The sequence below is a fragment of the Actinokineospora sp. PR83 genome (assembly GCF_021056305.1).
Taxonomy (GTDB): domain Bacteria; phylum Actinomycetota; class Actinomycetes; order Mycobacteriales; family Pseudonocardiaceae; genus Actinokineospora; species Actinokineospora spheciospongiae.
This window is the reverse complement of the sequence record NZ_JAJCXD010000080.1, coordinates 1-12907: the sequence shown is the minus strand read 5'-3', so window position 1 is coordinate 12907 and position 12907 is coordinate 1. Positions and strand designations below refer to the sequence as shown.

At 72.6% G+C, this 12907-nt stretch carries 15 protein-coding genes and 1 pseudogene; 9 read left to right on the top strand and 7 right to left on the bottom strand.

The window, feature by feature from the left end:
• Positions 1–406: pseudogene (locus tag L6E12_RS26625) on the bottom strand (cobalamin biosynthesis protein CobW); the annotation flags it as partial.
• Positions 407–501: 95 nt separating this feature from the next.
• Here L6E12_RS26625 and rpmB point away from each other — a divergent pair.
• The 5 genes from rpmB to L6E12_RS26600 all read left to right on the top strand — a co-directional run bounded on the left by rpmB (position 502) and on the right by L6E12_RS26600 (position 3086).
• A complete protein-coding gene (gene rpmB / locus L6E12_RS26620; RefSeq protein WP_236230665.1) occupies positions 502–738 on the top strand; it encodes a 50S ribosomal protein L28 in 237 nt (78 codons plus the stop codon).
• Positions 738–902 carry a 50S ribosomal protein L33 gene (gene rpmG, locus L6E12_RS26615; RefSeq protein WP_236230664.1) on the top strand — a complete coding sequence of 55 codons (165 nt, stop codon included), beginning with the start codon at positions 738–740 and terminating at the stop codon, positions 900–902. Before rpmB ends, rpmG begins: the two co-directional genes overlap by 1 nt.
• Positions 902–1207, top strand: a complete 306-nt coding sequence (rpsN, locus tag L6E12_RS26610) for a 30S ribosomal protein S14 (RefSeq protein WP_236230663.1) — start codon at positions 902–904, stop codon at positions 1205–1207. The genes rpmG and rpsN overlap by 1 nt, the downstream gene beginning before the upstream one ends.
• Positions 1204–1428, top strand: coding sequence for a 30S ribosomal protein S18 (rpsR, locus tag L6E12_RS26605; protein WP_374201951.1), 225 nt, complete (start codon positions 1204–1206; stop codon positions 1426–1428). The genes rpsN and rpsR overlap by 4 nt, the downstream gene beginning before the upstream one ends.
• Before the next feature lie 152 nt (positions 1429–1580).
• Positions 1581–3086: a GGDEF domain-containing protein gene (locus tag L6E12_RS26600; protein WP_236230662.1), complete on the top strand. Its 1506-nt coding sequence runs from the start codon at positions 1581–1583 to the stop codon at positions 3084–3086.
• A gap of 410 nt (positions 3087–3496) precedes the next feature.
• Here the strand turns inward: L6E12_RS26600 and L6E12_RS26595 are convergent, their stop codons facing one another.
• Genes L6E12_RS26595 through L6E12_RS26575 form a run of 5 tightly spaced genes read right to left on the bottom strand, consistent with a single transcriptional unit; the run spans position 3497 to position 6945 of the window.
• Entirely contained in the window at positions 3497–3949 is a 453-nt protein-coding gene (locus tag L6E12_RS26595) for a hypothetical protein (protein WP_236230661.1), read from the bottom strand.
• Positions 3946–5013 (bottom strand): molybdopterin-dependent oxidoreductase, encoded by a 1068-nt coding sequence (locus L6E12_RS26590; protein WP_236230660.1) that lies wholly within the window; start codon positions 5011–5013, stop codon positions 3946–3948. The genes L6E12_RS26595 and L6E12_RS26590 overlap by 4 nt, the downstream gene beginning before the upstream one ends.
• Entirely contained in the window at positions 5010–5630 is a 621-nt protein-coding gene (locus tag L6E12_RS26585) for a class I SAM-dependent methyltransferase (RefSeq protein ID WP_236230659.1), read from the bottom strand. The genes L6E12_RS26590 and L6E12_RS26585 overlap by 4 nt, the downstream gene beginning before the upstream one ends.
• Complete coding sequence (locus tag L6E12_RS26580; protein WP_236230658.1) at positions 5627–6289, bottom strand: DUF2064 domain-containing protein; 663 nt, start codon at positions 6287–6289, stop codon at positions 5627–5629. Before L6E12_RS26580 ends, L6E12_RS26585 begins: the two co-directional genes overlap by 4 nt.
• The gene (locus tag L6E12_RS26575) at positions 6286–6945 is read right to left on the bottom strand and encodes a glycosyltransferase family 2 protein (protein WP_236230657.1); all 660 of its coding nucleotides are present in this window, start codon (positions 6943–6945) and stop codon (positions 6286–6288) included. The genes L6E12_RS26580 and L6E12_RS26575 overlap by 4 nt, the downstream gene beginning before the upstream one ends.
• Before the next feature lie 158 nt (positions 6946–7103).
• Here L6E12_RS26575 and L6E12_RS26570 point away from each other — a divergent pair, with 158 nt between their 5' ends.
• The 3 genes from L6E12_RS26570 to L6E12_RS26560 are packed head-to-tail and all read left to right on the top strand — an operon-like array spanning position 7104 to position 10205.
• Positions 7104–8465 carry a hypothetical protein gene (locus tag L6E12_RS26570; RefSeq protein WP_236230656.1) on the top strand — a complete coding sequence of 454 codons (1362 nt, stop codon included), beginning with the start codon at positions 7104–7106 and terminating at the stop codon, positions 8463–8465.
• A 7-nt stretch (positions 8466–8472) separates the two neighbouring features.
• Positions 8473–9165 carry a response regulator transcription factor gene (locus tag L6E12_RS26565; RefSeq protein WP_236230655.1) on the top strand — a complete coding sequence of 231 codons (693 nt, stop codon included), beginning with the start codon at positions 8473–8475 and terminating at the stop codon, positions 9163–9165.
• Positions 9165–10205, top strand: a complete 1041-nt coding sequence (locus L6E12_RS26560; protein WP_236230654.1) for a sensor histidine kinase KdpD — start codon at positions 9165–9167, stop codon at positions 10203–10205. The genes L6E12_RS26565 and L6E12_RS26560 overlap by 1 nt, the downstream gene beginning before the upstream one ends.
• Before the next feature lie 776 nt (positions 10206–10981).
• Here L6E12_RS26560 and L6E12_RS26555 read toward each other — a convergent pair.
• Complete coding sequence (locus L6E12_RS26555; protein WP_236230653.1) at positions 10982–12043, bottom strand: NAD(P)-dependent oxidoreductase; 1062 nt, start codon at positions 12041–12043, stop codon at positions 10982–10984.
• 134 nt (positions 12044–12177) lie between these two features.
• Here L6E12_RS26555 and L6E12_RS26550 point away from each other — a divergent pair, with 134 nt between their 5' ends.
• Positions 12178–12669, top strand: coding sequence for a molybdenum cofactor biosynthesis protein B (locus L6E12_RS26550; protein ID WP_035286728.1), 492 nt, complete (start codon positions 12178–12180; stop codon positions 12667–12669).
• Positions 12670–12907: the final 238 nt, after the last annotated feature.

Here is a 12907-nt window from a genome sequence, read left to right as displayed (position 1 = left end):
CGGCCTCGACCTGCCCGACCACGACCTGGGCCACGGTGCGCTCGTCGTCGGGCAGCAGGTCGTCGCCGGTCGCGGCGGCCAGCCAGGTGTCGACGTCGACGACGGTCACCACCGCGTCGACCCGGCGTTCCCCGGCGATCGGACCGGGTTCGAGGACCGGGTCGAGGTGCACCACCAGCCGGTCGAACGCGTCGGTCAGCAGCGCCAGGTCGGCGCGCAGCGTGCACGAAACGCAGTCGTGCTCCGCCCCCAACCGCTCGGTCGTGTCGGTGTTGTCCACCCGGCAACGGCGTTCGACTCCACTGTCGGTGATCGCGTACTGCACCACCGCGGTCCCGGGCGCCAGCAGCCGGGCGGCGAACGCCCCGGCCGCCGCGCGGTCCCATCCCGCCACGAGCGTGAGCACCGGCACTCCAATCGACAACCATTTCCATCTGGACTCGGTCGAGGCTACCCTGGCGACGGCGTTAATGAAAACGGTTCCCATGTCTAGGAGGTCACATGTCGGCGATATGCCAGGTCACCGGCCGAAAACCCGGCTTCGGCAACCAGGTCTCCCACTCCAACCGGCGCACCTCGCGCCGCTGGAACCCCAACGTCCAGCGCCGCCGCTACTGGCTGCCCACCGAGAACCGGTGGGTCACCCTGCGCGTGTCGGCCAAGGGCATCAAGACCATCGACCGGCGCGGGATCGAGTCCGTCGTGGCCCGCCTCCGCGCGGAGGGGCAGCGCATCTGATGGCCCGCAACGACATCCGCCCCATCGTGAAGCTGCGGTCCACCGCGGGCACCGGCTTCACCTACGTCACCCGCAAGAACCGGCGCAACGACCCCGACCGGCTGGTGCTGCGCAAGTTCGACCCCGTCGCCCGCAGGCACGTCGAGTTCCGGGAGGACCGCTGATGGCCAAGAAGTCCAAGATCGCCGCCAACGAGCGGCGCAAGACGATCGTCGCCCGGCACGCCGAGCGCCGCGCCGAGCTCAAGGAGGTCATCCGCAGGCCGTCGTCGTCCGAAGAGGACCGCGCCGCCGCCTTCCGCGAACTGCGGCGGATGCCCCGCGACGCCAGCGCCACCCGCATCCGCAACCGCGACGCCGTCGACGGCAGGCCGCGCGCCTACCACCGCGCGTTCGGCCTGTCCCGGCTGCGGCTGCGCGAGATGGCCCACCGCGGCGAACTGCCCGGCGTGACAAAGTCGAGCTGGTGACCGTGCGCCGACCGCCGAAGAAGAAGCGCAACCCGCTGGGCACCGAATCCACCGTGGACTGGAAGGACACCGCGCTGCTGCGCACCTTCATCTCCGACCGCGGCAAGATCCGCGCCCGCCGCGTCACCGGGCTCACCCCCCGGCAGCAGCGGGCCGTCGCCACCGCGATCAAGAACGCCCGGGAGATGGCCCTGCTGCCCTACGCGGGCCCCAAGGGCTGACCCGCCCGCTCGGGCGGCGGACCCCGGCTCCCCGTCGCCCGAGCAGGCAGAACGCGTTACTCCGAACGGGTCACGACCAGCCCGCCTTGTAGCCTGCGCGGAGCTGTGTCGCAGACCACGAACCGCGCCGTTCGCCGGCTGAGTTCGGCGAGGTGGAGTCGGGGACGGTGTTGGGGCAGGACGGGCTGGAACCGGGCGACGAGCTCGCGGCGACCGAGGCGTTGCGCGCGGACCGCGAGATCCGGATGCTCATCGACGCCGGGCGCACCGGGGCGGCGAACGCCCTGTTCGACCAGTTGCTGGCCAAGGTCCCGCCGAACCTGGCCCCCTGGACCAGGGCGGCCATCCTCACCAGGCGCGCGGTGTCGGCCTGGCGGCTGCGCCGCATCCCGCTCGCCCTCGAACTCGTCGCCGAGGGCTGGAGCGACATCGACATCGACCACCCCCGGGGCTCCTCCGCCGCCGACACCCTGGGCAGGCTCGGCTACCTGCTGGAGGGCATCGGCCACCGCCACGCCGCCCTCGACGTCGCCCGCGTCGCCGTCGAGGTCGCCAGGACCGGCGACGACGTCGAGATCCTCGCCCACTCCCTGCAGAACCTGGCGGGCACCCTCAACTTCCGCGCCGCCGAACAACCCCCCGCCGAGGCCGCCGCCACCTTCCGCGAGGCCATCGCCCTCCTGGAGGAAGGCCTCACCCTGGTCGAGGGCGGGCGCATCCACCTGGCCCTCACCGCGGCCCACGGGGCGTCCCTGGCCGGGGTCGGCGACCTCGACCGGGCCGAGGACACCGCCCGCCGCACCCTGGAGGCCGCGGCCCCCGAGGACAACCGCTGGGCCATGTCCGTCGGCAACTGGGTCCTCGCCACCGTCCGCCGAGCCCAGGGCCGCCTCACCGAAGCCGCCGACCACGCCAGGTCAGCGGTCCACGACGCCGAATCGGTCAACGACCCGTCCCTGGTCCAGCGCTACTCCCAAGACCTCGCCGACATCTGCCACGCCGCGGGCGACTTCGCGGGCGAGGCCGACGCGCTGCGCCGCAACATCGGCGCCCGCCGCACCGCCGTGGAAACCCTGCAGGAGGGCCTGGGCCAAGCCCTGGAACAGCGCCGCCTGGCCATCCGGGCCCAACGCCTCGCCACCGCCGCCCAGGAAGCCGCCGAACGCGACCCCCTCACCGGCCTGGCCAACCGCCTGGGCCTCGAACGAGCCGCCCCCCACATGCTCCACCACGCCGCCACCGCCGCCCGCCACCCCTGGCTCCTCCTCATCGACGTGGACTGGTTCAAGGCGGTCAACGACGCCGCCGGCCACGCCGCCGGAGACGCCGCCCTGAGGGAAATCGCGGCCATCCTCCGCACGGAGTGCCGGGTGGGCGACCTGATCGCCCGCTGGGCGGGAGACGAGTTCGTCGTCCTGCTCACCCACCCCGCCACCGAGGAAGAACCCATCGGCCACGCGGTCGCCGACCGCATCCGCACCGCAGTCGACACCCACGACTGGACGGCGGTCCTGGGCACGACCCAACACCCCACGGTCAGCGTGGGAGTGGCCGACGGCCCCGGCACGTTCGAGCGCCTCTTCGCCAACGCGGACACCGCCCTCTACACGGCAAAGCGCAAGGGCCGCAACCGCGTGGAACCATTCGAACAACCCTGACCGGTCCGACCGCCGACTCACCCTCCAAGCCGCCCCGCCGCCCGCCGGACCTGCCCGTCCGCCGCTGCGCTCCAACACCCGCACACTCGCTCCCGCCTGCTCTCCCCCCGATCACCTGGTCCGCCCAACCACCCTGATCCACGCCCTCTCCCCGAATCCGCCACCGCTCGCCCTCCGACAACCCGGCCCCAAGCCAACCTCAACGGCCCGACAACCCCGATCGTCCAGCCGACCTCATCCACATCCCGCCCGAGGCAGCCCCCGAATCAATCCAACCAGCGAGGCCCGACACCCCCGGCCGATCACCACGAGTTGTCCACAGGCCGAAACGAGCACCCCCCGAATCAATCCGACCAGGACGGCCCGACAATTCCGAGTGGTCCGCCGCTGCCTGTGGACAACCCACCTCACTACTCCATTTCCGTCGGTGCCCCCTGCTTGGATTGATTCGGGGGCTGCTCAGAACGGCGCCACCCGTTGACCACCCCGGCGACGGCCGCCGCCACCCACACCGCAGCCACCGCGATCCCCAGCCCCGCCCAGTAGTCGCGGTCGTGCAGCCCGGGGTTGGTCGGCACGCCGAACGGGCGCCAGATCAGGGGCACCGCCAGGATCGCCAGGACCGCCGTGCACGTGGCGGCCGCCTTCACCGGTGTGTGCCAGGTCGGGGGGAGGAGGCGGGTCAGCAGGTACGCCGCCCCGCCGACGACGGGGGCGACCACGGCGTCGTGGACCAGGGGACCGCCGATGAAGAACGCGGCGCCCTGCCAGGCGTCGCGGAAGGAGGCGTGGGCGAAGTCCCAGGCGAGGTAGCCGCCCCAGGCGAGGGCGGCCAGGCCCAGGACGAACAGGGCGGCTCTCACAGGACCTCCAGGCGGGTGACCCACTTGGTTTGCAGGACACCTGGGCGGGTGGGGGCGATCACCCGGCAGGGGTAACCGTGATCGGGGGTGAGCGGTTGGTCGGCGACGCGCAGTGCCAGGAGGGTGCGGCGGTCGCCGGTGTGGGTGCCGGGGAGGGTGCTGGTGGCGTACAGCCCGCTCTTCTCCAGGGACGACACGCGCACGTCGACCCCGGGGGTGATCCCGCACTCCCGCAGGAGTTCGGCGACGCGGACCCCGCCCCACACCGCCGAGGCGCTCCAGCCCTCGACGCAGGCGATGGGCAGTTCCTCCGCGGCCTGGGGGAGGGCGTTGAGCTGTTCCAGGGTGAAGCGGCGGACGTCCTCGCCGTTCACCACCTCCAGGTGCCAGTCGGCGGGGACCTCGACGGCGGCTGCGGCGGCAGTCCTGTTCACCGGGAGATCCACAGTGGAACGCCAGGCCAGGACCGACACCCGGCGCAGCAGTGGCACCGTGACACCCGCGGTGGCGACCACTGCTACGCCGGTGGCCAACCAGGTGGTGCGGAGGAACCGGCGGCGGTCGACGTCGACCCCCGGCGGGGCCAGGGCGCGGCGGATGATCGGCAGCTTCACCGCGACGTGCACGAGGATGGAACCGATCGCGATCCACGCGACGGCGTAGTGCGCGGTGGGGAAGTAGAAGCCCCACAGGTAGTTCTGGGCGACGTTGAACAGCCCGGTGATCAGTTCGAAGAACGCCGCACCGGACAGCACCAGGATCGACCCGCGCTCCAGCGCGTGCAGCGCCGAACGGACGAGGGGGCGCTCGAACAGCTTCGGGTAGACGCTCCACAGTTTGGCCAACAACAGCGGGATTGCCGCGATCCCGCTGATGACGTGCAAGCCCTGCGTGACCCGGTACAACCACACGGGTGAACTCGGCCAGGTGAACCACGACGGCGGGTGTTGGATCCCGTGGCTGAGCAGCCCGGTCACGAAGCAGACCGCAAACGCGATCCCCAGCCAGCGGCCGACGCGGGAGGTGACGCGTTCGTCGTGCGCCAGCGAGGCGAAGCGGGTCACCTGGGCACCAACTCGGTGAACCAGCGGCCCGCGTGCTCGCGGACCCACCGCACGGCCAGCCCGGCCTCCGCCGCCGCACCCGGCACCGCGTCCGCCGCCAGCCAACCCCAGTCGAACCACGGGCCCGCGCCCGCGGCGGCGGTGAGCCTGGCCCGGCCGCGGCCGATGCCGGTGCCCGGCGGGTCGACCTCGACCACGGCCGAACCCCTGGCGCTCAACAGTTCCCCGGCCCGGCGCAGCAGCCGCACCGGGTCGCCGCCGATGCCGACGTTGCCGTCGGCCAGCAGCACGTGCTGCCAGCGGCCCTCGCCGGGCAGGCGGTCGTAGACGTCGCGGCACAGCGCCGACGCGCCCCGCCGCCTGGTCAGGGCCACCGCGGTCGGGGAGGTGTCCACCCCCAGCGCCACCACCCCGCGCGCCACCAGTGCGGCGGTGAGCCGACCCGGCCCGCAGCCGATGTCCAGCGTCGGCCCGGCGCACGGGTCGAGCAACGACGCGTCACCCACATCGGGGGGTGCCGCCCAGCGGTCCACCGCCAGGGCGATCCGCCCACCCGTCGCGGTCTCCAGCCAACACCGCTCGCCGCGCAGCCCGGCGTCGAAGATGCCCGCGGTCACCTGACCGCCAAGCCCTCGACCGCGGGCGCGAACCGACCGGACGGGTACTCCGCGGCGACCCGCAGCGCGTCGTCCATCGTGTCCACATCGGACAGAACAGGCAACTCGCGCACCCGTACCCCGACCCCGGCCAGCGCCGCCGCCGTACGGTCCGCCGTGTCCGCGCGCGACATCGGCACCGACCGCAACACCCCCGCCAGCAGCGGGTCGCGCAACCCCAGGCCCCACCAGCCCCCGTCGAACGCGCGGCCGAGCAACCCCTCCGCACCCGACTCCAGCGCCGCCGCCGCCGACCCGAGCAGCTCCGGGTCGACCTGCGGGGTGTCCATCCCGATCTGGAACACCGGCCGACCCGGGAAGCGCTCGGCCACGTCCGCGTGCGCGGTCGCCAACCGTTCCGCGAAACCCTCCCCGCGCTGGGCGAACACCGTGCACCGCGCCAACGCCCCGGCCAACTCCGCCGACCGCCGCGCCGCCGACAGGTCACCGGTCAGCGCCACCACCGGCACCACCCCGCGCGTGGCGAACACCGCGTCCAACGTGTCCAACAGCGACGCCGCGGCGATCTCGGCGGCCTCCACCGGGGTCGCGGGCGGGGTCAGCCGGGTCTTGGCCAACCCGGCGACCGGGGCCTTCGCCACCACCAACAGGCACGTCACCGCAGCACCCCCGCCATGTCCCGGATCGCGCGGGCCGTGCCGCGCACCGAACCCGACACCTTCGACTTCGTCCCCGCCGCCCGCGGCCGGTAGGCCACCGCCGTCTCCCACACCGACCACCGCGCCTCCGCCGCCCTGATCAGCAGTTCGAGGGGATAGCCGAAAGCCCGGTCCTCGACACCGAGTTCCAGCAGGTCCTGCCTGCGCACCGCCCGGGCGGGCGCGATGTCGGTGACCGGGAGCCCGCGCCTGCGCAACAACGCGGCCAGCACCGCGTTCCCGGCCCGCGCGTGCCACGGCCACGCACCCCGGCCCACCGGCACCCGCTTGCCCACCGCCAACCGCGCCCGGCCTTCCGCCACCGCGGCCACCAGCTTCGGCAGCTCACCCGGGTCCAGCGAACCGTCGGCGTCCAGGAAGCACACGACGTCGGCGGTCGAGTGCTCCAAGCCCGTGTGCACGGCGGCGCCGTAGCCCTTGCGCGGCTCGTGCACCACCTTCGCCCCGTGGGCCGCCGCGACCTCCGGCGAACCGTCCGTCGAACCGTTGTCCACCACGATCGCGCGGTACCCCTCGGGCAGCGCCGCCAAGACCCCGGGCAGCGCCGCGGCCTCGTCCAGGCACGGCAGCACGACGTCCACTTCTCGAACATCCATGCCGCAACGGTAGGGCGATCGGTTCCCGCCGGACACTCGAAAGCCGCTGTGCGGGGGAAGAACAAGATTGTGTTCACCCTTCTTACGGACTTCTGACGATTGAGCCGAATCCGCTGCGCATCCCCGGATCGTCGGACCCACGCGGTAGGTTCCCGGACATGGCAGTGCAATCCCCGAACCGGACTCGCGTTCCCGGCACGCGCGCGGACGTCCTCGCCGCCCTCGGCGCGGCCGCCCTCGTCGCCGCGGCGATCGCGGTCGGCTTCGGCTTCGGCGTCCGCCTGTTCGGCACCGAGCACTTCCCCGGCGCCCCGGACACCTTCGGCGAGTGGCCGGTGCTCGCCCAGTGGCTGCCGCACGTGGGCATCGGCACCCCGCTCGCCCTGGTCGTCGCCGTCGCCGCGGTCACCTGGGGCCCGGCGCTGGCCACCCGGCTCGGCTGGCGGGCCGCCCTCGGCGCCGGGTACCTGCTCGCCGTCGCCTGGACGTTCTCCCTGGCCCTGGTCGACGGGTGGACGCGGGGGATCGCCAACCAGCTGACCTCGCAGGACGAGTACCTCGCGGCCGTTCCCGGCATCACCGACATACCGACCATGCTGGACACCTTCGCCCGACGCATCCTCGACTTCCAACCCGACTCGTGGATCACCCACGTCGCGGGCCACCCCCCGGGCATCACCCTGCTGTTCGTCTGGCTCGACCGGATCGGCCTCGGCGGCGGCGCCTGGGCCGCGGTGCTCTGCGTCCTGGTCGGCGCCCTCGTCGCCGTCGCCGTGCCCGCCACCCTCGCCGCACTGGGCAGCGAGGAGCAGGCCCGCGCCGCCCTCCCGTTCGTGGCGCTGTTCCCCGGCGCGGTGTGGATGGGCGTCTCCGCCGACGCGCTGTTCGCCGGGGTCACCGCCACCGGGGTGGCGCTGCTCGCCCACGGCGCCACCCGCAGCCGCCGGTGGGCGTGCCTGGCCGGTGGTGTGCTCCTCGGGTACGGGGTCTTCCTGTCCTACGGGCTCATGCTCATGGGTGTCGTCGCCCTGGCCGCGGTGCTGGCGGCCCGCAGCTGGAAGGCACTGGCCTGGGCGGTCCCGGGCGCGCTCGCCGTCGCCCTGGTCTTCCTGCTGGCCGGGTTCTGGTGGGTCGACGGCTACCACCTGGTCGTCGAGCGGTACTACCAGGGCATCGCCAACGACCGGCCCTACTGGTACTGGGTGTGGGCCGACCTGGCCAGCCTGGTGTTCGTCCTCGGCCCGGCCACCGCCGCCGGACTGCGCCGCGCCGCCGTGTCCGGCTTCCTGACCCGCTGGCCACCGCCCGCCGTGGCCATGGCCCGCGCCGGGGTGGTCGCCGTGCTCGCCGCCACCCTGTCCGGGCTGTCGAAGTCCGAGGTCGAACGCATCTGGCTGCCGTTCGCGGTGTGGGTCGTGGCCGCCTGCGCGCTCCTGCCCGCCCGGACGCACCGCTGGTGGCTCGGCGCCCAGGCGGCGCTCGCCCTCGCGGTCAACCACATCCTCCTGACGAACTGGTGAGGGACCGATGGACCTGCCGACCCGGGTGCTGGTCGTCGACGACGACGTGACCGTCGCCGACGTGGTGCGCCGCTACCTCGAACGCGCCGGGCACCGGGTGACCCTCGCCGAGAACGGCGAGGACGCCCTGCGCCGGGTCGCCGAGGACCCACCGGACCTCGTCGTCCTCGACCTCATGCTGCCCGGCATCGATGGCCTGGAGGTCTGCAGGCGGCTGCGGCAGCGCGGCGCCATCCCCGTCATCATGCTCACCGCCCTCGGCGAGGAGGAGAACCGCATCGCGGGCCTGCAACTCGGCGCCGACGACTACGTCACCAAACCCTTCAGCCCCCGCGAACTCACCCTCCGCGTCGGCTCCGTCCTGCGCCGCGCCCAAACCCGCCCCGCCCCACTTGCACCCTCCCTCACCGACGGCGACCTCCGCCTCGACGCGGTGGCGCGCAAGGCCACCCGCGCCGGGGCGGAACTGCCGCTCACCACCCGCGAGTTCGACCTCCTCGAGTTCTTCCTCACCCACCCCGGCGAGGCCTTCACCCGCGAACACCTCCTCGAACGCGTCTGGGGCTGGGACTTCGGCGATCAGTCCACCGTCACCGTCCACGTGCGACGGCTGCGCGAGAAGATCGAGAAGACCCCCGCCAAACCCACCCGCATCACCACGGTCTGGGGCGTCGGCTACCGCTACGACAGGACCCCGTGATGGTCGAACCCACCGAGCCGTTCAGCCAGATCCTCGCCCACCTCCTGCACATCCTCCCCGTCGCCCTGGCCCTGGTCCTGCCGGTCGTGCTGGTGGGCGCGGTCCTGCTCCACCTGGTCCGCAACGGCTCCCTCACCACCACCGTGACCGTGCTGGTGCTCGTCCCCGTCGCGGGCCTCATCGCGGGCGTCCTCGGCGTCACCGGGATCATGTTCACCACCACGCTCACCACCCTGCTGCTGGTCTGCCTCCTGGTCACCGTGGTCACGGTCCCCGTGGCCGTCGTCCTCGGCCGCCGCGTGGCCCGCCGCACCGTCTGGGAACGCGAAGCCCGCGAACGCGAAAGAGCGGCGGAAGCCTCCCGCCGCGAACTCGTCGCCTGGATCAGCCACGACCTCCGCACCCCCCTCGCGGGCATCCGAGCCATGGCAGAAGCCCTGGCCGACGGCGTGGTCCACGACCCGGTCGAGGTCACCGGCTACGCGAACCAGATCTCGATCGAATCCCGCAGGCTCTCGTCCATGGTGGACGACCTGTTCGAGCTGTCCCGCATCACCGCCGGGGCCCTCCACCTCACCATGGCGGCGGTCCCCCTCCAGGAAATCGTCTCCGACGCCCTCGCCACCCAACAACCGGTCGCCTCCCGCAAGCGCGTCCGCGTCTCCGCCGCCGCCGAGGCCGTCCCGGTGGTCCTCGGCTCAGACCCGGAACTCGCCAGAGTCGTCCGAAACCTCGTCGCCAACGCCATCCGCCACACCCCACCGGACGGAACGGTGGCGGTGGAAATAGGCGTGGTAGGCCAAGAGGCCCTCCTGTCAGTGCAGGATAGCTGCGGCGGCATCCCGGAAACCGAACTCCCCCGGGTCTTCGACGTCGCCTTCCGAGGCAGCGCCGCCCGAACCCCCGGAGCCGAAGCAGGCGGAGGTCTGGGCCTGGCCATAGCCAAGGGCCTGGTGGAAGCCCACCACGGCCGGATCGCCGCCCGCAACCACGACCGGGGCTGCCGCTTCGAAGTCCACCTCCCCCTGGCCACCACCTGACCCATGCCCCTCCACCCCGCTCCCACTCCTCATCCTCCTGTCGACCACCCACCCTCACCTGTGGACAAACCCCGACCCCTGTGGACAACACCGCGCACAAACCCCGAAACTGTCAGACCTCTTCGGTAGCCTAGGAATTCGGAACGGCGGGGAGGCAGTGGCACGTCGGCACCCGTCCAACACCCCCACCCGTCCCCCTCCATCACCACCCCCCCACCGACCACACGAACCCACCGTCCCTGACCGACCGCCCACTCACCCGCCGGCCGCCGACACGCGAGCACCACTGGGACCGCAGCGGACCGGACCGACCCACCGGATAAGTGGTCCGCCTCGCCCGCCCGCCCGCCTCGTAGTCGACACGCCAACCACGCTGCTGTCGCCGCGCAACACCGGTCTTGACGGCCCCGGTTCAGCTTCCCGGACCGGTTGCCCCGCAACAGCCGACCACACGGCTCCGGACCAAGCCGTGCGACATCACGCATGCCGTGCGACATCGCGCTGGTAGCCCTTGGCCGCACCGCACCGGCCTGGACATACGGCGTCGGGCCAGCCGCCGGGATCAGCCGCGCCTGATCCCGGCGATCTGCCACGTCAGAGCACGGCCGCCGAACCAGCTTCCCTTCCACCACGCCGAACCGGGTGGCCGTCGTCTCACCGGCAGCAGTGCATCAACCTGGCCCGGCCATGCGCATACCGGCTGGCCATTGAGGTTGGGCGTGGGGCGCCCCGTGCCGTGTTTCCGTGGAGGGGCGTGGTTGGTCGCGGGTGCGGGGTCAGGTGTTGACGGGGGCTCGGAGGGGGGCGGTGGCGAAGTCCTTCATGCCGGTGCTGAAGGGGACCTGGGCGTGGAAGCCGAGGAGGGTTTTGGCGGCTTGGGGGTCGGCTACGACGTGGCGGACGTCGGCGGGGCGGGCGCCGCCGAGGATTTTGGGGGTGGGGCCGTTGCAGGCTTTTGCGAGTTCTTGGGCCATCTCGCCGACGGTGTGGGGGGTGCCGGAGCAGATGTTGAGGGGGGTGAGGGTGTGGGGTGTGCCCTCTTTTTCGCAGGCCAGGGCGTTGGCCAGGGCGATGTCGGTGACGTGGATGAAGTCTCGGCGTTGGTTGCCGTCCTCCAGGACGGTGGGGGCTTCGCCGCGTTCCAGGGCTGAGCGGAAGAGGGAGGCCACGCCTGCGTACGGGGTGTCTCTGGGCATTCGGGGGCCGTAGATGTTGTGGTAGCGGAGGGCCCAGACGTGGCCGCCGGTTTGGCGGGCCCACGCGGATGCCAGGTATTCCTGGGCGGCTTTGGTGGCGGCGTAGGTGCTCTGGGGGTTGATCGGGGCGTCCTCGGGGACCAGGAGGGAGTCGAGGGGGGCTCCGCAGGTGGGGCAGGGGGGTTCGTAGTCGCCCGCGTCGATGGATTCCTGGCGGCGGGGGGCTGGGCGGACGATGCCGTGGGTGGGGCAGGAGTAGCGGCCTTCGCCGTAGACGACCATGGAGGAGGCCAGGACGAGGCGTTGGCGGCCGGTGCGGTGCATCGCCGCCAGGAGGACCGCCGTGCCGTAGTCGTTGTGGCTGGCGTAGTGGGGGGCGTCGGAGGGGTCCAGGCCGTGGCCGACCACCGCCGCCTGGTGGCAGACGAGGTCGGTGCGGGAGACCAGGTCGGTGAGGAGGTCGGCGTCGCGGACGTCGCCCAGGACCAGTTCGTGGGGGGCGGTCCAGGGGGGTGGTTCGGTGGAGCCGTGGGCCTGGGGGAGCAGGTTGTCGAGGAGGGTGACCTCGTGGCCTCGGGTGGCCATGAGGTCGGCCACGTGGGAGCCGACGAAGCCCGCTCCCCCGGTGATCAGTACGCGCATGGGCCAGACGCTAGGGGGCGTCGGGGCGGTTCGCCCGGTGCGCGGCGGCGCCGTCACCGAATGGTCAGATCGGGGGGTCGGACACCGCTCACCTCCCGGCCCGCGGGCGGGCCCGGACGGCTACGGTTGGCGGTATGGAACGCAGCGCGCAGCGGCTCGGTCGGGCACTCGTCGTGATCGTGGACGACCGGGTGGCGCACAAGGAACACGAGGACACCGTCGGTCCGCTGGTGACCGAGCTGCTGGAGGAGGCGGGCTTCATCGTCGACGGCGTGGTGCCGGTCGAGGGGGAGACCGTCGCCATCCGCAACGCGCTCAACACCGCGGTGATCGGTGGGGCCGACCTGGTCGTCACCGTGGGCGGGACCGGGGTGTCGCCCCGGGACGTCACGCCCGACGCGACGCAGGGGGTCCTGGACCGGCCCATCCCGGGGATCGCCGAGGCGCTGCGGTCCTCCGGGTTGGCCGCGGGTGCGGTCGACGCCGGCATTTCCCGGGGGCTGGTGGGCGTTTCCGGGAGCACCCTGGTGGTGAACCTGGCGGGGTCCCGGAGTGCGGTTCGGGACGGGATGGCGACTTTGTCCTCGTTGGTCCCCTACGTCATCGGTGAGCTCTCGGGACTGTGATTTCCCAGGGCGGGCCTGGCCATTCCGGGGTCAGGCCCGCTCGTGGTTCCGGGCCCCGGTCGCTGCCCGTCTGCGGAAATGACCGACTCGGCGTCGTGGGTGGGGGGGGAGTTGGTTTCAGCCGCCGTGGTGTGGGGGGCGGTTTTGTTCGTACCAGTCGTCTTCGGTTTTCGCGGGGGTCGGGTCCCTTTCGTCTTTCGTGGTGTCGGGGAGGACGTCGCCGAAGATCTCGTCCAGG